This window comes from Hymenobacter terrenus, from assembly GCF_000972495.1.
Lineage (GTDB): Bacteria > Bacteroidota > Bacteroidia > Cytophagales > Hymenobacteraceae > Hymenobacter > Hymenobacter terrenus.
Genome location: NZ_LATM01000001.1, coordinates 533339 through 559028, shown reverse-complemented (window position 1 = coordinate 559028; position 25690 = coordinate 533339). Strand labels below are relative to the sequence as shown.

Genomic DNA, 25690 nt, shown 5'->3' with positions numbered 1-25690 from the left:
GCCCCTTAAATATGGACCTACTGTGGTAGCGAAAGGCATCGCAAAGATGGCATGCGGCACTACCCTGATAGCAGCCGCAGATATAATTAGTGCGGCTAGTACAGCCGTGCACTATTTGCCTCAAGCAGCCAGCAAAATAAGATTTAGGTAGAGGCAGTTCGAAGCCTCAAAGCAGTCGGTGCCTACTCTGCTACTGCTTGGCGTAGGTAATCGTTCCACCTAGGCTCGCTGCTACTACCTCTAATTCGTTCCAAGCTATCATAAAAGGGCTGCCAACCATGCCACGCATAACTATTTGCATTGGCACATCATTAAGTGTGTGGGTGTTAAATATGCCCCGAAAAACTACTTGATGTGCACTTACATTTGAGCTTAATATTACGTCACCTGCTCGACTAATTGACTTGCTTTCAGTTGAAAGAGTGAGTAGTTCCTTATCACTATTTTTGATGGTGTAACCCTTGCTAAGGAGCACCTTCGCAGCTGCTTTCCACGCAGCTACTCCGCTATCGGGCAACTGCACAAGAATAGTATTGGCGCCTTTAAATGGTTTCGCAGAGGTCTGGGCTCTAGTCGAACCAACAATAAATAAGAGCAGACAAAGTAGTAGAGGTTTCATGCCGCTAATATAGCCAACTCTCAGTAAGTAGAATACTTCAGTGTGGTATGTATAGCAATTAATTACATATATACAAAAACAACCTTTTTATTGAGATTTAGTTCCTGCAACAGGAACGCTGCTAGGGACCATAATTGGATTATGAATATCACCCTTGAAATAGGAAACAGCGTTTAGCTAAGTACGGGCTAGGCGAATAAATGGTGTGGTCCAGTGTGCTATTAGTGAAGCCAAAATTGTGCGGTGAAAATAGCTGCGGCAGCATTGGACCAGCTTGATTAGAGGATGCGCAGTGAGTCGGCGTGAATCAGCTGCGAGCCTTGGTAGCGCCCTTCGCGCGGGCCGTTTTCGAGGTTGAGCACGCCGCGGGGGCAGGCGGTGCTGCACATGCCGCAGCCCACGCACGAGGCCCGGATGATGGGCTCGCCGCGCTGGGCATACTGCTTCACGTCGATGCCCATCTCGCACACGTTGGAGCAGTTGCCGCAGCTGATGCACTGCCCGCCGTTGGTGCTGATGCGGAAGCGGGAGAAGTGCTTTTGCAGCAGGCCCAGGTAGGCCGCCATGGGGCAGCCGAAGCGGCACCACACCCGCGAGCCCATAATCGGATAAAACCCCACCCCAATCACGCCCGAAAACACTGCCCCGATGGCAAAGCCATACCACTTGGCGGCCACGTTGCCCGCCTCGCCCAGCAAGGTGCTGCCGGTGGCAAAATGCACCCACAGCAGCCCCGTAATGACCAGAATGATAACCAAAATGGGGTAGATGATGCGCACTTCCCAGCGCCAGGCCGCCCGGCTTTTGTCGGCGAGGTGGCGGTAGGGGTCGCCGGCGGTTTCGGCCAGGCCGCCGCAGCCGCACACCCACGAGCAGTACCAGCGCTTGCCGTAGAAATAGGTGAGCACCGGCGTGGCCAGCAGCGACATCACCCCGCCCCAAAATACCATGAATACGCCCAGGCCGCCATTTTGCACCAGCGAGTTGACCGTGCCGGGAAATAAGTAGTCGTATTTCAGCGGCCAGAAATAGGTGAAGTAAAACTCAGGTTGTTGAAAAAACAGCAGCAGCCCCGGAATTAGAAAAGCGAATCCGAGCTGAAAAAACATGACCGACGCCGTGCGGATGAGCTGGTAGCGCGAGTGGCGGTATTTCCAGAGGGCGCGGGTGCCCATGAGCAGCACCGCCAGCGTGTAGAACGTGCCGTAAAGAAACCACTGGTCGGCGGGCCGGGCGCGCAGCCACTGGCTGAACCCGTCGAGGGCGTGCACGAGGTTGTTGAGCGGGCCGAAATGGCCGTGGCCGTCATCGCCGCTGTACCAATAGAGCACCACGTAGAAGCCCGTGAGCACGAGGCCGGTTACCCAGGCCACCGCGCCCCGGCCGGTGCTGGCCCGCCACCACAGGTTGTTGTGCTGCATCCCGGCCGGGTGCTTGCCGAACTTCAGCCAGCTCCAGGCCAGCGTACCGCCACTTATGAGCCCCAGCGCCAGGTAAAACCAGGTTTGCTGGCGGCCCGGGTCGGCATCGGCCAGGGCCAGGAGCAGGGCCAGCAGGCCGCCGGCCACCACGGCCAGCGTGAGTTTTTCAGCCGGCGAGGTGGCGGGTAGCGGTGGGGCGTTGAGCGTTGGAGACATTCAATTTAGTGATGGTGGTGCGGCTCGTCGGGCTTGCCAAACAGATTGATGAGCGTGCCAATGATGTAGAAGCCCGTCCAGCACACGTAGAGCCAGTTGAAGCCGCTGGGCATGGGGCGGCTCACAAAAAAGTGCAGAATCAAGTGGGCGCCGGCGCTCATCAGCAAGCCCGTGAGGGCGATGAACTGGAAGCTGTTGAGGGCCGAAGGGCGATAAAATTTAGAATAGTCCACGGGCAGGGAGGGGAGCAGTAACAAGTAGGAATGAGGCATTGAAAGGGCAGTAGCAAGACGTTTTAATTAGCGTAGTACTATCTCCTTATCAGCCATTACAATTATTAATGCTCATTTTTTAATCAGTGAAAACAAGCCCTTTCGCTGCTTCAGTGCCACGGGTTGCTGCGGAAACTGCTGATTAAAAGCCGTCACCATTGCCTTTTCGTGCTGCGGAAAGAACTCCGGGTCAAAATTAGCCGCCCCCAGGTGGCTCATCACCGTGGCCACAGGAGCCTGCTGCCGAATCCAGTGCTCGCACACGTCGTGGCGCAGGCGCAGCCCCAGGGCATTGAACCCAACCACAGCGTGCGGCGCCTCGGCCCGGAAGTAGACGCGCAACGCCGCGCGACCTGACGGATGTTCCCAATAAAAACTTTCGAGGCCGGCTATTGGGCTGGCCGGAGCCTGTCCGTAGGTCTGGTATTCGAGGTTGAAGAACTTGGCCGAGTTGAACCACACGCCGCGCCGGTAGGGCGTGGGCTGTCCGCAAATGGTGTGCGCCACGGCTTCGCCCTGCATGCGGCCCGTGTACCAGAGCTGCTCGATGGCTACCTCGCCCGCGGCGGGCTGGCGGTGCTGGGCGCAGTCGCCGGCCGCATACACGTTGGGCACGTTGGTACGCAGGTACTCGTCGACGAGAATGCCCCGGTCGGTATCAATTTCCGACGTTTTGGCCAGGGTCAGGTTGGGGCTGACGCCAATGGCCAGGCCCACCCACTGGCAGGGTATTTCCTCGCCAGCCGTTGTCACTACCGCCCGCACGCGCCCCTGCGCATCACCCAGAATCTCCCGCAACTCGGTTCGGTAGCGCACAGGTACCCGGTTTTCCTCAAACTGGCGGTCGACCAGATTGGCCTCTTCAGGCGGCAGCACCGAGGCCCAGTAGTGGGCATCGCGCACCAGCACCGTGGGCTCGATGCCGCGGGAGTGGAGCATCTCGGCCAACTCCACGCCGATGAGGCCGCCGCCGACCACCACGCCCCGGCTGATGCCGTGGGTATCGCGAGTCATGGCTTCGAGGTCGGGCAGATGGTAGAGGCCCTGTACGCCGGCCAGGTCCTGGCCCGGCCAGCCGTGCCGCTTGCTCTCGGAGCCCGTGGCCAGCAGCAACTGGTCGTAGGCAAGGGTAGTACCGTTGGCGAGAGCAATGAGCTTCTTGCTAGTATTCAGCGCAGTGGCGGTGGCGTGTACCAGTTCTAAGTGGTTTTCTTTCCAAAACCAGTCTTCGTAGGGCTTGATATCCTGCGGGCGCAAGTGACCCATGTACACGTACATCAACGCCGTGCGGGAGTAGTGGTGGGCGCTCTCGCTCGAAACCAGCGTGATGCGCGCCTCCGGGCGCAGCCGCCGCACGGTCAGCGCGCAGCTCACGCCGGTAATGCCATTGCCAATAATAACCAGGTGCATGAAGTAGGGCAGGAATGCTACTCGTCAAATGTAGGCGGGGCGAGGCACAATCCTACGGTCACAATACTTTCGTTTGTCCCCGAAGACTTGCTTACCACATCGTGGCCATAGAGTGTCACGGAGCTTTTCTATCCTGCTCATTATTCAGGCACATTTCCGGCTACTTTTCTGGGACTGTTGTGGCGTGGATATGTATAAATAAATGACAAAAAAACACTATAAAAAGCAAAGCAAACGGTCTCCAAAGTCGAAGTATTTCATAGTGAAAAAGGAGAACCTTTAACGAGGGTAAAGAAAGCCAAACCAGGTATTTTAGGCGACGAACTCAAGTATTATTCCGGTCAGCGCCAAAAGCAGGCAAACTATTTTTTGGAAAAAACGTAGCGCCGCATTGGTTTTTGCGCAAGAAATGGGCTTTCATATCAGGTGAGTATGGACCAAAATGGGAAATGCAAAAAAGGCTAAATCCAACCGCCATTTTGGATAGTAGCTTCGACATTATTTACCTGTTTTAACCATTTTATTTTATGAAATCTTTACACGCTTTCGGAGGGTCTTGGGCAGCGTTTATAGTGCTATTGCTATTAGTTAGTGGCTCGGCTACGGCGGGCAGCGGCGCGCCAATTACACCCGCTTCTTTTACGGCGCAGACGACGGCATTTCTTGAAAAATTTGTAAACAAAGAGGGCAAAGTAAATTATGCGGCCATTCAGCGCAATCCCGAACAGCTGGATGGGTTGCTGGATAGCATCGCGGCATTTGAGGTGGCCGAAGTGAATATGGCCGACCAGTATGCGTTTTATTTGAATGCCTATAATATTTTAGTTATCAGTGAAATAGTGCGAAATTATCCGCTCACGTCGGTGCAGGACATGCCCGGCTTCTTCAACAGGTCCCGGATGCAAGTGGGGGGTGAAGAGCTGACCCTCGACCAGATTGAAACTGATAAGCTGCGCAAAATCTATGATGACCCGCGGCTGCATTTCGCGCTGGTGTGCGGCACCAACAGCTGCCCCCGCCTGAGCCGCACGGCCTACGTGGGCAAGCAACTGTTTGTACAGCTCAACAACCAGACAAAGTTTGCCTTACTTGACCCGAAATATGTGAAAGTCGATGATGCCAGCAAGATGGTAAAGCTGCCCGAAATATTTAAATGGTATGAAGCAGACTTTAGCAAGAGCGGCGACGGCAAAACCGGCGTGATGTACGTCAATCAATTTCGTAAGGAAAACCGCTTGCCCACCTGGTACGCGGTTGAATATTACCCCTACAACTGGAGCCTGAACGACCAGAAATAAGGTGCAGGCGAAAGCGTAAGGCAGTATGGGATAACGGAAAGCCGCGACAGGCGGGGCTGCCAGCAGCCCCACCTGTCGCGTAACGGAATGACGGGACCTGCGTAAGCTTAGTTAGACAATTCCCTCATCCACTTTATCTCCAGCTCATGATTCCTGATAATATATCCGGCGACGGAACCAACACCGACGAAGGCGAAAACGCCGAGATTACGGAAAATAAGAACTTCCCGAAGAACGAAGCGCTGGAAAAGGAGAAAGAATACCAGCAGGACCAAAGTAATAACAAGTCGAGCAACGACCCCACGGCCGCCCGCTACACCGGAGCCAACGGCTACATGCAGCGCAACAACCAGAAAGACCAACTGGAAAACTTGCACATTGGCGGCTCCGATATTGCTCCCAGCGGTGGCAACGACCATACCGGCGCTGGTGAGCAGGCGCAGGGCCCGGGTTTCGAAGCCGAGGGCAGCTATGAGATAGACCATAACCTGCGCACCCGCCACCAGGAGTTCGGCGAAAAGGCTCCCAGCGGTACTCCAACGCCTGCTGGCCGCAACGAAACCATCAGCGACGAATAACCCACCACTGAGCGTGGTAAGCGAGGCCGGCACAGTCGGGGCACATGCCCCGACTGTGCCGGCCTCATTGCTTTTTTATCAAGGCGATTATGCCCTCAATTGGCCTGCTTTTCAGCAGCCGATGGTTGCTCAGGGCGGTGCGGCCGTAAAAAAAAGTGCTGACTGGAGCAGATAACCCGGCAAAAGCTTAACTTGCGAGGCATATTCGGAGAGGTGACTTTAGTGGCCGACTGATTTTCAGACCTTTTAACCCGGGTATTTATTTTATTTTTGAATCTATGAGTACAGAAAATTTACCCAAGTCAGATAACGAACAATATGACCCTAACCTGGAAGCGCAGGACGAAGAAGTGCTGTCGGGCGGCAACAACCGGCTGATGTACGTTCTGGTGGCGGTGGTGCTGGCGCTGGCACTGGGCTACGTGGTTTTGCCCAAAGGTGGCAAGGGCGCTAGCAGTGGAATCACGTCGGTGACACCTTCGTTCATGCTCGACGATGCGGCCGTAACGGCTACCGCGACCACTGCGGCCGACAGCATTGCCGCGGACCTCAAAGGCGCACCTACGGAAGATACCAAAGATTCGGAGGAAAAAGCTAGGAAAGCAGCCACAGAATCAACTAGTAATCGGTCTAAAGCTTCCGCGTCTGCCATACTAGCAGCGACCTCCACGAATGAGGCAGTTGCTCCCAATGTGGCATCACTGTCCACTCCCGAGCCCGAACCTGTGGTAGTACAGGCCACGCCCGAACCACAGCAAGCCGCCGCGCCCGCCAGCATGACTATGTCGGGTAAGATTGAGGATGAAAACGGTCGGCCACTCGTGGGGGCGACCGTGTTGCTTAAAGGCAGCAGTAAAGGCACCAGCACCGATGCCAATGGCAACTATACGCTGGAAGTACCCGCTGGTAACGACAATTCCCTCATCTATGGCTACGGCGGTTACGACGATGAAGTGGTGCGTATTCGCAATAGCCAGCCCGTGAACGTGACCCTCACGCCCCGCGCCAAAGAGAGCCGGAGACGGCGCTAATATTATTACTGGGTTTTAGCTATTGGTTAGAAATATAAAATGTTACGCAAAAGGCCTCTCAGTACGAGAGGCCTTTTTGGTGTTGAGCGAGACAAGGTGCGGCAGTTGGTTGAATGGTGTAGAGTTATGCCTCGTATAGCTTATTTGGCGGCCCCAGGCCAGCGCACATGACCCGATTGCCGATGACGGAGGTCTTCGTTATAACAAGGCGAAAGATTACGGGTAACTATTGATTGAGCTGCGTAAAAAAGGATTTATAACGAAGACGCTAACCCACGCCAGCTAGCCAAGCAGTAACTAGTACTGCGAAAAAACCTTGATTTGCTGTCGGCGCTACCCGATAGCGCGAATTGTTTCCCTGAATATCTTGCTCATGATCAGAGCTATTATTGCCTCAGTCCTCTGTCTTGCTTTCGGCCCCGCCACGCGGGGAGTGGCCCAACCGGTCCGGCGCCGGGCCGCAATAGATTCCTTGACGGCGGAGTTGGAAGCGTTGCGCAGCCAAAGTCATTTCAATGGGTTTGGGGTAGCCATCGTGAGCCGGCAGGGCACCCTCTACCAGCACGGCTTTGGCTTTGCTGACGCACAGGCCCAACAAGCATACGGCATCCACACCGTGCAAAGCATCGCGTCGGTGTCCAAAACGGTGGTGGGGCTGGTCCTGCTCAAGGCGCAGGAACTGGGCCTGCTTACCCTGGACGACCCAATTAACAAGTACCTGCCTTTCCCGGTCATCAATCCAGCGTTTCCCGACGTGCCAATTACGCTCCGGCACCTGGCGACCCACACATCCACCATCCGCGACAACGATTTCTACCTGAGCAAAAACTATTATCTCAAGCCCGGCCAGAACGTAACGGGCATGCCGATGACGTTCGAGGACGTACAGACGTTTATTCCCGCAGATTCGGCGGTGACCCTGCCCGTGTTTCTAAAAAATGTGTTGACTCCGCAGGGGAAGTGGTACCAGCCGAAAGGATTTCTCGCCCGCCGGCCTGGAGAGCTGTACGAGTATTCCAACGTGGGCGCGGCCCTGGCGGCGTACGTGGTGGAACTGGCCAGTGGGCAGCCGTTTCCGGACTTTACGGCCCGGTACATCACCCGGCCAATGCGCCTGCGGGATTCGGGCTGGCGCTTCACCGACGTCGATTTTTCCCGCTACGCCCGGCTCTACCAATCTCCCGCCGTACCGCTGCCCTACTACGGGCAGGCCACGTACCCCGACGGCGGCTTCATTTCGTCCGTCGCCGACCTGAGCAAGTATCTGCGTGAGCTGATTCGGGGCTACCAAGGCCACGGCACCGTGCTGCGGCCGGAGAGTTACCGCGAATTCTTCCGTCCCCAACTGGCGGCCGGCAATTTTGAGGAGCGCAACGAGCGCAATCCCTACAGCGAATCCTACAACGTGGGCGTTTTTATGGGGTTCGGCTACACCGGCTTCATCGGCCATACCGGCGGCGACCCCGGCGTGATAGCTCTGCTGTTTTTTGACCCCAAATCCGGTATTGGCCGCGTATTGCTGATGAACACCAGCACTACCAACCGCGCAGGTGAAGTCACCATGTACAAAATCTGGGAAACGCTGGCCAAATACCAGCATCGGATAGGTCACTGATAGCCAGGCAGGCGGACTGCTCAACAGTGCTTTGGAACTCACCGGAATCTGTCGTCCCATTGTAATGAGAATCTCATAACACCCATTAACCCCGCGTTATCTCCTGGTAACGCTAGTCTAATATTAACAGCTTCTTAAGCAGCCGGGCCACCAAAACGCCGGCCAAACAAGAAGTACACTGGGAGCCCTAGCGCCATCAGGGCAAGCCCGCGACGGGAGAATTCGGCCGTGTCCGGAGCAATGAGCAGGATGACGCAGAAAGTGCTGGCCAGCACCACGTACAAGCCCGGCACCAGCGGATAGCCCCAGGCGCGGTAGGGGCGGGGGGCCTCGGGGCGGGTGCGGCGCAGGACGAAAATGCCCACGATGGTGATGACGTAGAACAGAATAACGGAGAACATCACGTAGTTGAGCAGCTGGCCGTATTTGCCACTCAGGCAGAGCAGGCAAGCCCACAGGCACTGGGCCCAGAGCGCGCGGCCGGGCACACCGGCTCCGTTGAGTCGGGCCAGGCCGGGAAAGAACAGGCCATCCTTGGCCATGGCAAAATAAGCGCGGGCGCCGCTGAGAATGATACCGTTATTGGCTCCGAAGGTGCTGAGCATGATGAGCACCGCCATCACGTAGGCACCGGCGCGGCCCAATACTGACTCGGCCACGGCGGTGGCAACCCGGTCATCGGTGGCATACTGAATGCCGCGGCCGGCGAGCGTGGCCGCTTCGGGTGTGCCGTGCAGAGGCAGCACCAGCAAGTATACCACGTTGATGAGGATATAGAGCGCCGTGACAATGGCCGTGCCGATGGCCATGCTGCGCACCAGCGTCCGCTCCGGGTTCTGGATTTCCTCGCCCGCGAAGCCAATGTTATTCCATGAATCAGAGGAGAACAGCGAGCCGGTCATGGCCATGCCGATGGCGATGACCAAGGCGCTGCCGCCGATGGGCAGCACTGCCGCACTATCACCGGGCGCGGCCGAGCGGGTTGCCGTCCAGAGGTCCGCGAAGTTGGCCTGAATGGCTTCGTGGTTCAGCCCCAGGGCCATGCCGAATATAATGAGCAAACCCAGTGCGATAAGCTTGGTGCTCCCCAGCACGTTCTGAATGAGCTTGCCGGTGCGCACTCCCTGCGCGTTGAGGGCGGTGATGCCAATAATGAGGGCAATGGCTAGCAGCTGCACGCTGCTAAACTCGAAGCTACCGACCTGGAACAGCGCGTTTTTCACGCTAAAAAACGGCACCAGCACCCCCGTAAACTTTGCGAACGCCACGGCCACTGCCGCAATCACGCCGGTTTGGATGACGAGAAACAGCGTCCAGCCGTAGAGGAAAGCCGTGAGTCGCCCAAAAGCCTCGCGCAGGTACACGTACTGCCCACCCACCTTCGGAAACATGCTGGCCAGCTCGCCGTAGCTGATGGCCCCGGCCATGGTGATGAGCCCAGTGAGCAGCCACACCACCAGCAGCCAGCCGGCGCTGCCCACCTGCCGGGCAATATCGGCCGCGACGATGAAGATGCCCGAGCCTATCATGCTGCCCGTGACGAGCATGATGGCATCAAAAAGCGTGATGGCGCGTTGGAAATGAGGTTGGGCAGCGGAGTCCGGTTGTATTTCGGGCATGGATAGGGATTAAAATTTATCAAAGAAAATGCCTCCGGCCCGCCTGCGGAGGCGAGCCGGAATAAAACAACCACGATTGGACTACTACCGGGGCTTGACTTGGAGTCTGGTAGCTAACCAATTCCAGCCTGCTCAATGGAATATCTAGTTAGCTCCAAAAAATTAAAACTCACTCCGGTCATACCAACTGCGCATGCGCCAGGGGGCGTTCCGGTTCTTACGCACCAGTATCAGCCGAGCGGTGCCCGAGCCGGAAAACCGCTCATCGTCGCGCTGCTCAATGGTGAGTAGGAACGACCGTTCCACGGTGGCTATCGTGTCCGACGACAGCGTATCGGAACTGGGCAGATACTGCGTCCACTGCAAGTTGGTGGAGCGGGCGGCCCGAAAAAGCCGGTAGGTGGTATTGGCATCTACATCGCGGGTCCAGGAGCGGTCCACGTTGGCGGCAAAGTCGCGGTAAGTAAACCTGAATTTAGGTGACAGCAGTTGGCCGTAAAGGGTAGAATCGCGCAGCTGATACGCGGCCCGAAACCGGTCGAAGAATCCGCGTACGGTGACCGGATTGCCCAATAGCTCGTTTGGATCGGTCGGCACCTCATCAAGAGCCGGGGCGAAGGGGTTGCAGGCGGGCACCGTCAACATCAGCAACATGCCCAAAAGCAGCGAAACTGAGAAAGATGGGCGCGCCGGCGACTTCATGAGGCGAAATATACACTCTGCTTCATTAAAGAAGCGGGAGGCTGGAAAGGGGAATGGGTAGAAGAGTGAAGAAACAGGTCGGAAGCGCCTGCTTCTTCATCAAGCACCGCATAATCATTGGGAGCTGAAATACTTCTTTAAATCGGTCCAGCAGAGGCCGGGGCCGGTGCGCTGGTCGCGCCAGGCAATGATGCGCCATTCGTTGTTGCGGCGGCGCAGGATGAGGCGGATGTTACCTTGCAGCAGGCCGGCGCGGAAAGCGGTATCCTGTTGACTGACGCGCAGCTGATACAACGCAGAAACTTCAATTGAGTCGGCGGTGTAGAGCTGGTCGCGGCGGTTGGTGAGGGTGAGAGTGTTGTCGGGCATGGCGGCCGAGCGGCGGCGCAGGCTGGTGAAGTAAGTAGTTTCGTCGGGCACGCTCCAATTGGCAAACAGGGCAGGCGAGGAGCCGGCGCTGGTCGGGTCGGGCACGAAGCGGTAGTCAGGGCCGCTAAGGCTGCGTTCGTAATTGGCCACGTTGAGGCGCTGCACGGCAGTGGTGAAGTTGGCCAGCAAAATGTCGACCTGCGTAGGTTGAATCCATTCGCTGGCCGCCGCGGCCGGCTCGGGCTCGCGCAACTGAAAACAGGCCGCCACGGCCAGCAATGGGGCAAAGCGCGCCCATACCCAGCCCCGCCGGAGCCGGTTGCGCCGGAAGCCAGCCGGAACGCGAAAGGATAGAAACGAAAATTTCATGGGAGAGGCCCTGGGGTTAGCCGTGAGCAAGATACGTTGCCCGGTCCATTGGGCTAGTGCCTACGGTGTAAGGTGCAGCCGGGATTTCCTATCAACTCACAGGTTAGAGCGGTTTCATGAAGACGTAGGTCTTGCCTTCGCGTCAACCTCACCTCCTGGCCCCCTCTCCGCAGAGAGAGGGAGCCAGTTGTATATCGGTTATGAAACCGCTGTTAGCATAGGAGAGGACCGGGGTTTTTGTACCAGCCACCAATCAAAACCTGGCTTCGGCCGTACTTTCGTCGCCCGTCATCCGCTTCCCATTGCATGTCCCGAAAGCTCCTGGCGTTACTTACCGCGCTTCTACTTCTGCTCGCGCTGGCCACGTATGTCTATTACCGGCGCACCCTGGCGGCCGTGCCCGTAGACCCCTACGCGCTGGTGCCCGATGATGCCGTGCTGGTGCTGAGCACCCACGACCACCCCGCGCTGGTCCGCCACTTGCAGGAAACCGAGCTGTGGGATAACCTCACAGCCGTGCGCTATTTCCAGCAAGCCGCCGGGCACCTGGCCCTGGCCGATAGTCTGGCCGGCGGCAATGCCCAGCGCCGCAACAGCCTTCTGACGTTACTGGGTCGGAAGCTAGTGATAACCTCGCTGCACGTGACCGGGCCCGGCGAGTTTGACGTGCTCTACCAGATTCCGCTTACGCGCGTGACCGAATATCGCCAGGTGCGGGGCCTGCTCGAAACTCTGAGCCGCGATGCCCGCTACCGCCTCACTACCCGCGACTACGAAGGCCAGGAATTCAACGTCCTCACCGAGCTGCGCAGCGAAACCAGCGTCACGGTGCTCAACTACCGCAACCATCTATTGATTAGCGCTAACTCCGGCTTGGTGGAAGCCGTGGTACGCCGCCTGGCCCACCCCGCAGCTCCCACCGTGCTGGCCGCCTTTGGCTCCACCGATTTGCTGAAGCTGCGCGGCGTAGATGCCACGCTGCTGATAAACTACCGCCGCCTGCCCCAATTCCTCGACGTTCTGTTTCGGCGCGATGCCCACGGGCAGTTCGACCAATTGACGGGCCTGGTTTCGCAAGGCTTGCTCGGGTTGCAGCTGGCCGGGAGCCGGGCCCAGCTGCAAGGCTTTTCGGAGCCCGAAACGGCCAAGGGCACGTTGCAGCAAAGGATGCGCGGCCAGCCGGCCCAGCCGCTGGGCCTGACTAGCCTGCTGAGCACGCGCACGGCCATGCTCTTGCACTTGGCGGCTAACCCCGCCCGCACCTGGCCCGCGGCAAGCCAGCCAGTGGCCGATTCGCTCGGGCGCAGTGCTGCCCTCGACAGCTTGCGGGCCACTTTTAATGGGGAAATGGCTATTGGTTATCTGGCTGCTTCGTCGGCTCGCAGCCGGCCGGGGCGGTTGGCTTTCGTGCGCTGCCCGGCGCCGCGCCGCACCGACACGTGGCTGGCTCGCCTGCGCCGCCTCCAGGGCAACTCACCCGCCTTTACCAAAGTGGGGCCCTACGAAATTCATCCGGTAGGCTTTACGGAGGAGGCGGTGCTGGGGCCGCTACTGGCACCCGCCCAGCCCAGCGCCGTAGAGGTGGTGGCTAGCGCGGGCGTATTGGTAGGCAATTACTTAGTGCTGTCGGATGAGCAAACGCTAAATGGCTATCTGGCCGACGTGGTGGCCGGGCGCACTTGGGCCCAAACGCCATCGCAGGTGGCTTTTTTGCAGGAAACTCTGCCCCGGGCGCGCCTGAGCATCTTCGTGGATACGCGCAACAGCTGGAACGCGTTGCTGGGGGTGCTCACCGAAGAGCGTCGGGCGGGCCTGCTGCGCAATGAAACACTGTTCAAGCGCTTCCCCCAGGTGGCCTGGCAGCTGGTGCCAGCCGACAACGAGGCCGCTCCCGATGCTCAGTATTTTACCCAACTCTTGCTGCGGCGCCCCGACTTAGGCCCGGCCTCGGCCCAGGCTGGCGGCGTAGCAGCCAATGGTCGGGTGCTGGCCTTCAAGCACCTGCTGGTGGGGGCGCCCACGCTGCTGCCCGTTGTGGGCACGCGGGTGCCGGCCGTGGTGGTGCAGGATTCTGTTGGCACGCTGCATTTTGTGAGTGCTGAAAATACCGTGTTGTGGTCGGATACGCTGGCGGGGCCGGCGGTAGGAGTGGGGCCAATGCCGGTGGGTGGGGGCGGGCCCGCCGGCCTGCTGCTGGGGGCCGGCCCCCGTCTGCACCTGCTCGCCAACGATGGCCGTGAGGTGCTGCCTTTCCCCCTCAACCTACCCGATACTATGCGCGTGGCTGCCCTCGTGGCTGCACCCGGTCCGGGCTCTAATCCGCCGCGCCTCCTGGCCGTAACGACTGGCAACGACCTGCTGCTGCTCGATGCGCGGGGCCGCTTGTTTACCGGCTGGCAGCCTAAGCGGCTTGATGTCCCACTGGCCGGGCGCCCGGCCTTGCTCAATGTGAGTGGGCGTGATGTGGTGTTGGCGCCCTTGCAAAACGGTTACATCTACGCTTTCGACGGGCAGGGAAGCTTGTTGCCCGGCTTCCCACTGAGTATGGGTGGCCGGCTGGCCGGCGACGTGCTCGTGGAGGCCGGTACCACGCTGGGCCGCACCCGCTTCACGGTGGTAAATCAGCACGGCGAACTGGTGACCTTCACGCTGGCTGGCGACGTTCTGAGCCGGCGTCGGGTGGCCACCTGGAGCCGGACCGCCCGCTTCCGCCTGGTGCCGGACCGCCGTGGCCGCACCTTCGTTGTGACCCGCGAAGACGGCAATCAGCTCGATGTCTATCTGCCCAATCAGGTGGCTCCGCTACTCACTCAGCGTTTTATTACTTCAGGTGAAAAGCCCGTTCAGTTCTTTGATTTTGGTAATGGCCACCGCCTGATTGCCATCACGGAGCCGGGGCCGGGCCAGGCGTACCTATATAACGCGCAAGGACGACTGCTGGGTGGCGCGCCCCTGCCGAGCACCGGTACCGGCGTGGGCCTGAGCTACGATGCCACCACCGATACCTACCAGCTGGTGCGCACTGTGGACCACGAATTGCGCCGCACCGAACTGCGAATGGCCCAGCCATGAGTTGAGAAGAACGTCCGGCTGAGCGCAGCGAACCCAAGGTCGACATGACTATTCTCTGCGGTTGCGACCGGCGCGGGGACGCGGACTACAGAGTTCGCGCGACGGTACCCCGACCCCGAAACTGCTATAATTCCCAACCAACTCTCGAAGATGACTCTACTGAATACCACTGGCCTTGTAGTAGGCAAGTTCAGGCCGCCCCATCGGGGCCACCAGCTGCTGCTCGAAACCGCCGCCGCTCAAGTAGCGGAGTTGGTGGTGCTGGTGTATGCCAACCCTGACGGGGCCAGCCCCGATTCGGCGGCCGTACGCGCCCAGTGGATTCGAGCGCTGTACCGGGATGATAACGTGGCTGATGGCCCCCGCATCGGCACCACGCCGCTTCGGGTAGTGGCCTTATCCACTGAGGCTGATGGGGTGCCGCCCGACACGGCCCCTGATGATACGCACCGGGAGTTTGTGCGGCAGTGGCTGGCGCGCCAGGGCATTCGGGTAGCGGTGGTTTTTACCAGTGAGGACTACGGGCCGGGCTTTGCCGCGCACCTGGGGGCCACCCACGTAGCGGTAGACGTGGCCCGCGAGCAGGTGCCCGTATCGGGAACCTTAGTACGCCAGAATCCAGAATTGGCCGCGCCGTATCTGCATCCGCTGGTGGCGGCGCAGCTGGGGGTGGTGCCGCCCGCCGTGGTGCCCCACATAGTATTGCTCGGGGCTGAGAGTAGCGGGAAATCGACCTTGTGCGCGGCCCTGGCTGAAGCCTGCCACACCACCTGGGTCCCCGAATACGGGCGCACGCTGCACGAGCAAAAAAACGGCAACCTCGACTACGAGGACCTGCTCTACATTGCCCGCCGCCATGCCGAATTAGAAGATGAAGCCGCGCTCCGGGCTAAGGGAGTCCTTTTCTGCGACACCAACGCTGCTACCACCGCGCTCTATTCCTACTACTATTTCCACCGTTGCGACCCTGCGCTGCAAGCCATGGCTGCCGTCTGCGGCCAGCGCTATGCCCACACTTTCGTGTGCGCCCCCACGGTGCCCTTCGAGCAAGACGGCTGGCGCGGCCCCGAGGCGCTCCGCAGCTTCCAGCACGGCACGATACTCATGCAGCTGGATTTCTACGGCATCCCCTTCACCTTGATTGAGGGCACCGTGGCCGAACGGGTGGCGCAGGTGCGCGCGGTGCTCGGCCGGTAGTTCGGTGCGGGGGCGTTTGGGTAAAGTCGCAGCTATTATCGCTAGCCAGAGATGCTGGGCACCCGGAAGGCTGTGAAATACATGCGGCTACCGCTAAACAAACCGTTCAGCGACTCTACCGATTTGTGAGCCAGCCTTTGCGGTAGAAGTAGACTAGCTGGAAGATGACGACCACTATCATCACGCCTACTACCAGCGGGTAGCCCCAGGGCTGGTACAGCTCCGGCATATTGAGGTGGTTGACGGTGCCGTCGGGGTTCTCGCGCTGGAAATTCATGCCATAAAGGCCCACCACGAAGCTGAGGGGAATGAAAATGGTGCTAATCATGGTCAGCACTTTCATCACCTCGTTCATGCGGTTGCTTTGGTCCGACATGTAGAGGTCAGTGAGGGAGGAGATGTTGTCGCGGTAGCTTTCGGCCAGGTCTAGTGCTTGGATGGCGTGGTCGTAGGCGTCGCGGTAGAATATTTTCAGCGTTTCGGGCATTATTTCCTCGGGCAGGCGCAGAATCTCCGCTATTTTATCGCGCTCCGGATATACCAGGCGGCGGAAGCGCACCACGTCTTTTTTGACGCGCAGAATGCGGTTGAGCAGGCGGCGGGGCCGCTTGTCGGCAAAAATGGCCTCTTCCAGCTCTTCAATGTAGTCGCCGATGGCGGCCATAGTTGGGTAGTAGTGGTCGAGCACCACGTCGGTGATGGCGTAGGCCAGGTACAGGCTGGGCTGGCGGCGCAGGGTGCTGAAGTTGCTGCGGATGCGCACTCGCAGCGTATCGAGGCAGTCGTCGTAATCGTCTTGAAACGAGAGCACATAGTTCGGCCCGGTGAAAAGGGAGAGCTGGTCGTCGTCGATTTCGAGGTGACGGGTAAAATCGGTCATGCGCGACACCATGAACAAGCGGTTTTCGTCGAACACCTCTAGCTTAGCCCGTTGGTAGTCGCTCAGCACGTCTTCCATTTGCAGCGGGTGCAGGCCAAAATCGCGCATCATGTGCTCAATCAGCGACAGGTCGCCGTAGCCGCGCACATCAATCCAGTGTTTCAATTCGGAGTGCTGGTGCAGTTGGGCCAGCATTTCGTCGTAGCGGTCGGTGTATTCCTGCTCGGTGCAGCTGGTATCGTTGTAAGAAGTGAGGAACAGGCGCGGCTTGAGGGCGCCCTCCTGGATGGTGAGGGTGCCCGGGCGCTGGCCTACCTGCTGCTCGCGGGCCAGGCGGGTAGCTTCGCGGTCGGCGATGCTGATTGCGGGCGGGTCCGAGTCGTCGGCCTCGGCTAGGGTCGGCGGGTTCTCGATAGCGCTATCGGAGGGACTGATGGGGTTCATACAAGAAAAAACAGGAATGCGGGCGATAGGGCGGCCTCGGCCCCCTACGTACGGGAGAACCGACAAGATACTCTTGAGGCTGAATTCACGCGATAAACAGTGCAAATAGAATCTGCCAACCGTTCTCTGCCGTACTTTGCCCGGCTTAGCCATCAAATTTGGGTTTGAAAGTAACTGATTCCTTTGCTGCGGCCGAAGCGGGCACCGTGCACGAGCCAGCGAGCCTCGCCGTATTCGTTGCCGAAAGCGGGCCCAAAGGCCCCGCGCCGCCGAGGCTCCCGCTGGCATTTGAGTCGTTCCTCTACCTGCGGCCCGAGCATCAGGCGTTGCAGCCGGCCACTGAGCCAGTGCTCAGCTTTTACCTCGAAGAAACGGCTGCGGGCCTAACCGTAGCGCAGCTTCACATAGTCCTCGACGCGGGCAGCAGCGTGGCCCGCAGCCCGGCCCAGGCTCCTTTTGGGGCCGTGCAGTTGGCCGCTGGGGTCACGGTAAAGCAGTTGCACCGCTTGCTGGCGGTTGCGGAAAGCACCCTTCAGCAGGGTGGCATCCGCAAGCTGGTCCTGCGCGGCTACCCCTTCGCCTACGACCCCGCGGGGGCCGCCGGACTGGCCGAAACCTTGCGGCAGCGCGGCTACCGCGTGGCCCTGGCTGAGCAGAACTATCACCTCGACCCCTGCCAAGGCTACGAGACTCGCTTGCACCCATCGGAGCGCCGACGTCTGCATAAATGTCGGCGGTTCGGTTTGCATTTTGAGCAGGAGCCGCCTTTTTTATTGCCCAGGGCCTACGATTTTATTCGGGCCTGTCGGCAGGAGCGGGGGCAGGAATTATCGTTGCCTCTGGCGCGAGTGCAGGAGCTGTTTCAACGCTTCCCCCGCGAACATTTTCTGTTCTCCGTACGCCAGCCCGATGGCGAGTGGGCGGCCCTCACCGTAGCCATTCAGGTGAGTGCGCGGGTGTTGTATAACTTCTACCCAGCCAGCTCATTGCGCTGCAATTCCCTGAGCCCGGTGGTGATGCTGAACGAAGGCCTGCACGCCTTCGCCCAAGCCAGCGGCATGGTCGTGCTTGACCTCGGCACTTCCACGCTCGACTCGGCCCCCAACGCTTCGTTGCTGCGCTTCAAGCGGCACCTCGGTGGTGTGGCCGGCCTACGTCTGAGCTGGGAAAAGCTGATTGGGTAATAGAAGCGAGAATTGTACTATAAGGCTCGGTGTGCCGTTATTTGTCCACTCCGACTTTCCCAGTTACCGCGTTTTTCGTGCTCAAAGCCGCTACCACTTCAGCACCCCAACACCTCACCATCTGGCGGGGTTTTGTGCGTGGCTCGCTGGGTACGGGGGTAGCCGTAGCGGCGCGGGCAGCGGGTGCCCTCATCATCAATAAGCTGTTTGCAACTTATGCGCCCGCCGGGGGCCTCACCCTGCTGGCGCAGTTCCAAAATCTGATGGCCTTGCTCACCGCTTTGCCCAGCGATGGAGTGCATGTGGGCCTGGTGAAGTACCTGGCGCCGCTGCGGCCCGGCAGCCCGCGCTACCGTCTCTGGCTGGGTGCGGGGGCCGGGCTCAATGTGGCCGCGCTACTGGCCGGGGCCCTGGTGTTGGCTAGTCACGGCCTGTTGAACTGGGGCTGGGGGAGTCTGGTCGCGTTTCTGGTGGGCATTGCGCTGGTGACGGGGCAGGGGCTGCTGGGGGCGGCGTTGCTGGCGGCGGGCCAGTTGCGGGCCTACATTGGCTTGTCGGTGATGCTGGCCGCGGCGGGGACCGGTGCGGTGGCCGTCACGTTGCTGCACCAACTGCCGCTCAACGTGGTGTTATTGGCCTACTTGCTGGCGCAAGGCCTCACGCTGCTGCCGGCGCTGGGACTGGCGGCCCGGGCCGGGCTGTTGCGGCACCTGCGCTGGCCGGCGCCCATCAGCCGCCAGGCCTTGCGGGGGCTGGGCCAGTTCCTGCTGATGGCCGTGAGCACCCTGCTCTTCGGCAAGGTGGTGGATTACACGCTGCGGGCCTATTTGCTGGCCACTTTTGGCCCGGCCCGCACCGACTTATGGCAGGCCGTGGCCAAGCTATCGGATAATTATACGATGGTATTCGTGGCCGTGATGAGCAGCGTGTTCTACCCCCGGCTGGCCACGCTGGCCGGGCAGCCCCGCGCGGCCAGCAGCTACCTTCTAAGCGTGCTGGGCCTTCTGGCGCCCGTGCTGGCCCTCGGCCTGACCCTGATTTTTATGTGCCGCAACTGGCTGCTGCCGCTGCTGTTTGCCCCGCAGCTGCTGGGCGCGCGCGACTTTCTGGTGCCGCAGTTGCTGGGCGACTGGGCCAAGTTTCTGAGCTGGATATTCATTCTTCAGCTCACCGCCAAGGCGCGCACTGGCCCCTACATAGTGGTGCAGGCCGCATCGGCGGCGGTATTTGCAGCCTTGCTGGCGGTGCTGTTACCCCGCTTTGGCCTGCTGGGGGCAGTGCTGGCCCACGCCGCCCGATATGGCCTGCTGCTGCTGGCCTGCGGAGCCTATCAGCTAAGTAACCAAGCAAAAGTAAGCGCCTCAAACAGCTAGTATTGCTAAGAAGAATGTCCTGCTTCGGCTGCGCTCAGCATGACCTGACCGTCTCTTGATTTTCTTTGTGACTGCCGCATGATGCCCCATACCCCATTCGTCAGTTCTCAGTCCTCATTAAGCAAGGCGCCCCTGGTGACGGTGGTGGCGCTGTGTCATAATCATGCGGCTTTTTTGCGGGAGGCGCTGGATTCTATTCTTAGTCAAACCTATGCTGAACTGGAAGTGTGGCTCGTGGACGATGCCAGCAGCGATGGTAGCCCCGCTATTTTGCAGGAATACGCGGTCCGCCATCCGGCCTGGCACCTGCTGTTGCTCTCGGAAAACGTGGGCAACTGCCGGGCCTTCAACCGAGCCTTTCAGCAGAGCCTGGGGGAGTTTGTCATTGATTTCGCTACCGACGACGTGCTGCTGCCCGAGCGCGTTGCCCAGCAGGTAGCAGCATTTCAATCGGCAGAGCCTGCGGTTGGGATGGTCTATTCCAATGCGGAGCTGATTGACGAGAGCGGCCGGTTGGTGGGCCTGCATCACCGGCCTGACGGCCGTGGCGGCCTACGCCCCGTGCCCACCAGTGGCTGGGTATTCGCGGAGGTGCTGCGCCGCTATTTCATCAGCACGCCTACCATGATGATGCGCCGCGCCTGTCTGAGCCAGTTGGGCGGCTACGATGAAACGCTGGCCTACGAAGACTTTGACTTCTGGGTGCGGGCCAGCCGGGGGTGGCAGTTTCTGTACCTCGACGAGGTGACGACCCGCAAGCGCAAGCACCCGCGCAGCATGAGCAGCCGCGCCTACCAGCGCCACGACCCTTATCTGGCTTCCACCATCCGGGTGTGCGAAAAGGCGCTGGCCCTGGCCCGTACCCCCGATGAGCGTGCCGCTCTGGCCACTCGCCTACGCTGGGAAATGCGCCAGGCCGCCCGCCGCCACCGTCCAGCCGAAGCACGGGCTCTATTCGACCTGCTGCGCCAAACGGCCCGCCCCACGCCGTTGGATTGGGCCCTGGCCGCCTGGAGCCGGGCGTTCTCGTAGCTCCATCGATGCTTTCACCCAGGAAACGGCCGCTTATTTCCCCTTTAAACCACTGCCGCGCAAGCACGATAACGCCGCTTCCCGTTTCTTAGGGGCCAAACTCTCGTTGCTGCCGTGCTGCCTTCTTCTCGTTTAGCCATTTTTGCCCGCGTTGTGCTGTTGCCGGCAGGGCTCGTGCTCGGCACCATAATGGGGCTGGGAAGCTACTGCGAAACCAGTGATGATGTCACGTTTGCCTGGCTTTTTTCGGGCGTGCTGGCCCTAAAGCCGGTGCCTTCGGTGCCCCTTTATTTTCACGGCTACGGGCACGTGCTGGCCACTGCCTACACCGCCGCGCCCGGCATGCCATGGCTGGGGCTGCTACTCGGGGCGCTGCTGAGCCTGGTCATTATCCTCCTCTGTGCGGTGCTCGATAAGCTGCTGCGGCCGCATTTGCGGCCCGCGGCTATTGGAGTGGCATTGATGGTGTTTTTTATAGTAGCTGGGCTGGAGCACTGGCTATGGTTCAGCCACGTGCGCGTGGCGTTGCTGCTGGCGGGAGCAGCCGTGTTGTTCGCCGCTCAGCGGCCGGGGCGTCCGGCGGCGTTGGCGTTGGGGCTGGCGGGGGTGGGCGCGGCCTGGTTGCTGCGGCCCAGCGCGGCACTACTGGGCTTTGCGGCTGTTTTGCCGGGGGCCCTGGTGCTGGCCGGTAGCTGGCGCCGCGTCGCGCCGATAGCCGCGGGTGGGGTGCTGGGACTGGCCCTCGCTGCCGGGGTAGCCTCCGCTCTGCAAACGCCCATTGAAGCCCGGACCCAATTCCGCGACCGATATTTTGCCCGCATCCTGGATTTTGACCAGCTGCGCCCGCAGCCCCACACTCCGGCCGACAGCCTGGGCACCGCTGCCATCAGCCTGTGGCTACTGGGTGATGCCACGGTCGTCAACGAAGAGTTGGGCCGCCGGGCCTACCAGTTTGATGCCGCTCATTTCTGGGGCCGTGAAGTGCCAGCCAAGCTTTGGCTGCGAGCCGGTTTGCTGGTGCGCGACTATTTCCCGCTGCTGTTCGCCCTGGCGGCTACGGCCATCGTGGTGCGCCGCCGCGTTACTGGATGGTTTTGGCTTGTGCAGCTCGGCTTTGCTGGTGCCTTGGGCTTATGCGCGGGTCTGCTCAAGCTTCCACCCCGGCTGGCATTGCCGCTGCTGGATTTCTGGCTATTCACTAACCTGGCTTTCTGGCTGAAAACCATTGTCCGTGTTCATTCTGCCGAAACCACGATGTATGCGGGCCAGCCGCGGCGCCTTTTCCTTACTAGGCCAGCTCGCTTGGGTGCGGCGGGGGCGCTACTCGTACTACTAGCTTACGGAGCCAAAGTCTGGCACCGCCGCCAGATACTAGGGCAGGAGCGGAGCCGCCACGAACAGGCTTTGGTCGAAATCAGTCGCCGCACCGCTGGCCGCGTTCGGGTGCTGGCGGGGACCAATGATTTGCTCAAAAGCCTCTCGCCATTCCGTACCTATCGCCTCGGGCCCGGCGCAACGTTGCTGCTGTCGGGTTGGTCTGCGCACGACCCATCTCAGCTCGAATTGCGCCAGCACTTGGCGGGCACCACCGACCAGACCGCGTGCCTGCGCCGCCTCGCCGAGTCTGCACAGGCCACGCAATGGCTGCTTTCGGCCGAAACGGCCCAGTGGCTGAACCATCGTTTCCAGTACCGCGCTGGCCCGGCCCTGGTACTCCGGCCCGAAGCAACCCTGGCCACGGATTCCTCCCTGCGTTTCTACCAACCGCTTCTGCGTTGAAAAGCAAAGCAGCCTGTTGGGGAAAATACTATTCTGGCCAGCTCAACAGTACTACTAGCGTGCTCCTCTCTGGTAATGCCATAATTTTATACCCCGCCCGGTGCCCTCACAACAGACCTTTGCTTCGGCAAAAGCGTTTCGTCATTGTATCACCCACGCTTTCGTGCCCCTCCCCATGCTTACCTCCACGATGACTTCCCGCAGCGAAGTCTTGCAGCACCTCGAAGGCTTCCTGAAATCTAACATGGGCACCTTCCTCAAGAGTGTGGAAGACAGTTGGCAACCGGCTGATTTCTTGCCCGACTCGCGCCTTGACAACTTTTTTGACCAGGTAAAAGAGCTGCGCGAAAAGGCTAAAAACCTCAGCTACGACCTGCTGGCCGTGCTCATCGGCGACACTATCACCGAGGAGGCGTTGCCCAACTACGAAGCCTGGTTCCACGAACTCGACGGCCTGAATCGTGACCCCGACAACGGCTGGGCCCAGTGGATTCGGGGCTGGACGGCTGAGGAAAACCGCCACGGCGACCTGCTCAACCGCTACCTCTACCTGAGCGGGCGCGTCAACATGCGCGAGTTTGAAACCAGCACCCAGTATCTCATCAACGACGGCTTCGACCTTGGCACGGCCCACGACCCGTACCGCGCCTTCGTGTACACGAGCTATCAGGAGCAGGCCACCAACATTTCGCACCGCCGCGTAGGCCAGCTCGCCCGCACCGCCGGCGACGACCAGCTCTCCAAAATCTGCGGTATGATTGCCGGCGACGAAAACCGGCACGCGCGCGTCTACAAGACCTTCGTGGAGAAAATATTCGAAGTGGACCCCAGCGAAATGATGCTGGCCTTCGAAGACATGATGCGCAAGAAAATTGTGATGCCCGCTCACTACATGCGCGAAATGGGCATCGAAATGGGCAAGACCTTCGGCCACTTCACCGATGCCGCCCAGCGCCTCGGCGTCTACACCAGCACCGACTACACCGACATCCTCGACTCCCTCATCCGCGACTGGAAAATTGAGCACATCGGTGGCCTCAACGGAGCCGCCGAAAAGGCCCGCGACTACATCATGGCCCTGCCCAATCGTCTGCGTCGCGTAGCCGACCGCATGCCCGTGCCCAAGCTGGAGTACAAGTTCAAGTGGATTTCGTAATCCGGTAGGACCTATTCTGGCTTGCGCCGCACATTGCCCCATCTGGTCAAGCCGGGTGGGGCATTCTGTTTTAAGCATTGTGAGAGGTTCTGGCACAAGTACATTTGCCAAGTCTTATCACTTATATGCTCTACATGAAACACTGCTCTACGCTACCTTCTCGCTACTTGCTTTTGGTCATACTACTCAGTGCCTCGCTCGCTGAAGCACAAAGCCCGACAGTGGTCGGTACAGCCTTAAGCCCGGCCCGCAATGCCATAGCCGCTCCCCGTACGGCTCCAGTGCTGGTACCGTTTTCGCAGGCCATCAACCCAGCTACGGCGGGCAATATCAAGATATTCTCCTCGCAGTACGGGGGGCAACGCACGGCCATGGCCAACACCAACGGTAACACGGTGACGCTGGTGCCCACTGCCCCAGCCGGGCAGTCGGCCGCCTTCAAGCCGGGCGAACTCCTGACAGTGACCGTGTCGGCGGCGGTGGTGGGTACTAGCGGGGCGGCTACCGCGCCATATGTGTATCAGTTCGCGGCCGCAGCCACGGGCGGAACTGGTCGCTTTGTGACTGGGGCTCATGTACCGGTCATTGGCTACGACTATTCAAGCGATGTAAGAGTAGGTGATTTAGATGGCGATGGTGACTTGGATTTTGTGACGAGTTCAGGATTATACCGCTCTTTCCAACTCATTCCCGGGAAAATTAACGTGCGCATTAATGATGGAACCGGCAATTTTACGGCTGCACCCGATATAACTGTTCCACAGGGGCCTACCAGCGTCGCGTTGGGGGATGTGGACGCTGATGGCGATTTAGACGTTGTCTCGGCTAATTACGGCGGGTTTGGAGGGGCCGGGAACACAGTAAGCATTTGCCTGAATAACGGCACCGGGCTATTTAGTAGCCCAAGCAATATCGTGGTGGGCCCTTACCCTAAACGGCTGGTATTGGGCGACATTGATGGGGACAGTGACTTAGACCTGGTGATATATGGGGGAACCCTCTTTCAGGTCCTTTTCAATAACGGCAGTGGAAATTTCGGTGGTGCCGTTACCCTCGCGCCTGGTAACACTGGCACGACCGAAATAGGCCCAGCTCTGGCAGATATGGACGGAGACGGAGACTTGGATATAATAGGGCCAGATAGGCTCTACCGCAATAATGGCCAAGGAGCGTTTACGGCAGTCACCGGTGGCATGACAACCTATTATCGCAATGACGTACTTGGAGATGTTGACGGGGATGGTGACTTAGACCTAGTGACGACAGCGCGCGCGAGAAATTCATTGTTCATAACCCTCAATGATGGCAATGGCAGTTCTTCGGCCTCCAAGGTAATACCAACCGCTGCCAGTTATACTCCGTGTGTGGCGCTGGGTGATTTGGACGGCGACGGCGACCTAGACTTAATGGCGCCAGTGTTTACTAACAACCTCGCGTTGAACGTCTGGCTCAATGACGGGCTCGGTAATTTTTCGGCCACGCCCACACGTCTGGGCAATACACAGGCCATGGACAGATGCGGACGGCGATGGCGACCTCGACTTGTTGGCGGCCAATTATGGTGGTCGTAGCATTGATGTTTTATTAAATGGAGCTGTTCTGGCTGCCTCATCCGCGAAGGCATCTCCAGTCCTGTCCTTGTATCCCAACCCTGCTGTTGCTGCCAGCCTTGTTCAGGTAGCTTTGCCCGTTTCAGTTGGCGCTCGCGAAGCCCAAGCCATCATTTTCAATACGCTGGGCCAAGCCATAACTTCGGTCCCGCTTTTGGTACAGGCCGGACGGGCAACCGGCTCCTTGCCCACTGCTGAACTGGCTCCCGGTATCTACGTTGTGCGGCTACAAGCCGGCGCGACGGTAGCTACTCAGCGGCTGGTGCTTCAGTGATGCTCGGCTAGAACGGTTATTATCCATGCTGCTCCCCAGCCGAGTAGCGCCGCTTTTCGCGCTGCTGGACTAGCGGTACCGGACCAATTCATCGGTTTGGCGGATGAAGCGGTGGTAAGGAATGAGACATCTGCTTTTTTCAAATAAAGAGGCCCCCGATACGCTCAGTA

The 25690-nt window shown here is 59.5% G+C and carries 21 protein-coding genes; 13 read left to right on the top strand and 8 right to left on the bottom strand.

Going from position 1 to position 25690, the window contains the following annotated elements; genetic code table 11:
• Nucleotides 1–190 precede the first annotated feature (190 nt).
• From WX88_RS02390 to WX88_RS02375, 4 genes are all read right to left on the bottom strand, one after another.
• Nucleotides 191–619, bottom strand: a complete 429-nt coding sequence (locus tag WX88_RS02390) for a hypothetical protein (protein WP_046242657.1) — start codon at nucleotides 617–619, stop codon at nucleotides 191–193.
• A 278-nt stretch (nucleotides 620–897) separates the two neighbouring features.
• A complete protein-coding gene (locus WX88_RS02385; protein WP_046242656.1) occupies nucleotides 898–2256 on the bottom strand; it encodes a 4Fe-4S binding protein in 1359 nt (452 codons plus the stop codon).
• A 5-nt stretch (nucleotides 2257–2261) separates the two neighbouring features.
• Nucleotides 2262–2528 (bottom strand): hypothetical protein, encoded by a 267-nt coding sequence (locus WX88_RS02380; protein WP_046242655.1) that lies wholly within the window; start codon nucleotides 2526–2528, stop codon nucleotides 2262–2264.
• A gap of 72 nt (nucleotides 2529–2600) precedes the next feature.
• Nucleotides 2601–3938 carry an NAD(P)/FAD-dependent oxidoreductase gene (locus tag WX88_RS02375; protein WP_046242654.1) on the bottom strand — a complete coding sequence of 446 codons (1338 nt, stop codon included), beginning with the start codon at nucleotides 3936–3938 and terminating at the stop codon, nucleotides 2601–2603.
• 527 nt (nucleotides 3939–4465) lie between these two features.
• Between WX88_RS02375 and WX88_RS02370 the strand changes: the two genes are divergently transcribed.
• From WX88_RS02370 to WX88_RS02355, 4 genes are all read left to right on the top strand, one after another.
• Nucleotides 4466–5236, top strand: coding sequence for a DUF547 domain-containing protein (locus WX88_RS02370; RefSeq protein WP_082115799.1), 771 nt, complete (start codon nucleotides 4466–4468; stop codon nucleotides 5234–5236).
• A gap of 146 nt (nucleotides 5237–5382) precedes the next feature.
• Nucleotides 5383–5814, top strand: a complete 432-nt coding sequence (locus WX88_RS02365; RefSeq protein WP_052732259.1) for a hypothetical protein — start codon at nucleotides 5383–5385, stop codon at nucleotides 5812–5814.
• Nucleotides 5815–6092: 278 nt separating this feature from the next.
• The gene (locus WX88_RS02360; protein ID WP_046242653.1) at nucleotides 6093–6845 is read left to right on the top strand and encodes a carboxypeptidase-like regulatory domain-containing protein; all 753 of its coding nucleotides are present in this window, start codon (nucleotides 6093–6095) and stop codon (nucleotides 6843–6845) included.
• 373 nt (nucleotides 6846–7218) lie between these two features.
• Complete coding sequence (locus WX88_RS02355) at nucleotides 7219–8460, top strand: serine hydrolase domain-containing protein (protein ID WP_046242652.1); 1242 nt, start codon at nucleotides 7219–7221, stop codon at nucleotides 8458–8460.
• 134 nt (nucleotides 8461–8594) lie between these two features.
• On the opposite strand, the gene WX88_RS02350 is transcribed toward WX88_RS02355, so the two are convergent.
• The 3 genes from WX88_RS02350 to WX88_RS02340 form a co-directional block, all read right to left on the bottom strand.
• Entirely contained in the window at nucleotides 8595–10079 is a 1485-nt protein-coding gene (locus tag WX88_RS02350; RefSeq protein ID WP_046242651.1) for an APC family permease, read from the bottom strand.
• A gap of 162 nt (nucleotides 10080–10241) precedes the next feature.
• Nucleotides 10242–10733 (bottom strand): hypothetical protein, encoded by a 492-nt coding sequence (locus WX88_RS02345; RefSeq protein WP_156175911.1) that lies wholly within the window; start codon nucleotides 10731–10733, stop codon nucleotides 10242–10244.
• 162 nt (nucleotides 10734–10895) lie between these two features.
• Complete coding sequence (locus WX88_RS02340) at nucleotides 10896–11519, bottom strand: hypothetical protein (protein ID WP_046242650.1); 624 nt, start codon at nucleotides 11517–11519, stop codon at nucleotides 10896–10898.
• Nucleotides 11520–11825: 306 nt separating this feature from the next.
• On the opposite strand from WX88_RS02340, the gene WX88_RS02335 reads away from it, so the two are divergent.
• Nucleotides 11826–14591, top strand: a complete 2766-nt coding sequence (locus WX88_RS02335; RefSeq protein ID WP_046242649.1) for a hypothetical protein — start codon at nucleotides 11826–11828, stop codon at nucleotides 14589–14591.
• Between the two features lie 150 nt (nucleotides 14592–14741).
• Nucleotides 14742–15788, top strand: coding sequence for an AAA family ATPase (locus tag WX88_RS02330; protein ID WP_046242648.1), 1047 nt, complete (start codon nucleotides 14742–14744; stop codon nucleotides 15786–15788).
• Between the two features lie 115 nt (nucleotides 15789–15903).
• Here WX88_RS02330 and corA read toward each other — a convergent pair whose 3' ends face one another.
• Nucleotides 15904–17112, bottom strand: a complete 1209-nt coding sequence (gene corA / locus WX88_RS02325; protein ID WP_082115798.1) for a magnesium/cobalt transporter CorA — start codon at nucleotides 17110–17112, stop codon at nucleotides 15904–15906.
• A 164-nt stretch (nucleotides 17113–17276) separates the two neighbouring features.
• Between corA and WX88_RS02320 the strand changes: the two genes are divergently transcribed.
• From WX88_RS02320 to WX88_RS31730, 7 genes are all read left to right on the top strand, one after another.
• On the top strand, nucleotides 17277–18296 hold the full coding sequence (locus WX88_RS02320; protein WP_046242647.1) for a hypothetical protein: 1020 nt from the start codon (nucleotides 17277–17279) through the stop codon (nucleotides 18294–18296).
• A gap of 77 nt (nucleotides 18297–18373) precedes the next feature.
• On the top strand, nucleotides 18374–19669 hold the full coding sequence (locus WX88_RS02315; RefSeq protein WP_046242646.1) for an MATE family efflux transporter: 1296 nt from the start codon (nucleotides 18374–18376) through the stop codon (nucleotides 19667–19669).
• A gap of 78 nt (nucleotides 19670–19747) precedes the next feature.
• On the top strand, nucleotides 19748–20701 hold the full coding sequence (locus WX88_RS02310) for a glycosyltransferase family 2 protein (protein WP_156175910.1): 954 nt from the start codon (nucleotides 19748–19750) through the stop codon (nucleotides 20699–20701).
• A 114-nt stretch (nucleotides 20702–20815) separates the two neighbouring features.
• Nucleotides 20816–22480 carry a hypothetical protein gene (locus tag WX88_RS02305; RefSeq protein WP_046242645.1) on the top strand — a complete coding sequence of 555 codons (1665 nt, stop codon included), beginning with the start codon at nucleotides 20816–20818 and terminating at the stop codon, nucleotides 22478–22480.
• Between the two features lie 175 nt (nucleotides 22481–22655).
• Nucleotides 22656–23636, top strand: a complete 981-nt coding sequence (locus tag WX88_RS02300) for an acyl-ACP desaturase (protein ID WP_046242644.1) — start codon at nucleotides 22656–22658, stop codon at nucleotides 23634–23636.
• A gap of 134 nt (nucleotides 23637–23770) precedes the next feature.
• Nucleotides 23771–25207, top strand: coding sequence for an FG-GAP-like repeat-containing protein (locus WX88_RS02295; RefSeq protein WP_197076643.1), 1437 nt, complete (start codon nucleotides 23771–23773; stop codon nucleotides 25205–25207).
• Nucleotides 25089–25520, top strand: a complete 432-nt coding sequence (locus WX88_RS31730) for a T9SS type A sorting domain-containing protein (protein WP_082115797.1) — start codon at nucleotides 25089–25091, stop codon at nucleotides 25518–25520. Before WX88_RS02295 ends, WX88_RS31730 begins: the two co-directional genes overlap by 119 nt.
• Nucleotides 25521–25690 lie beyond the last annotated feature (170 nt).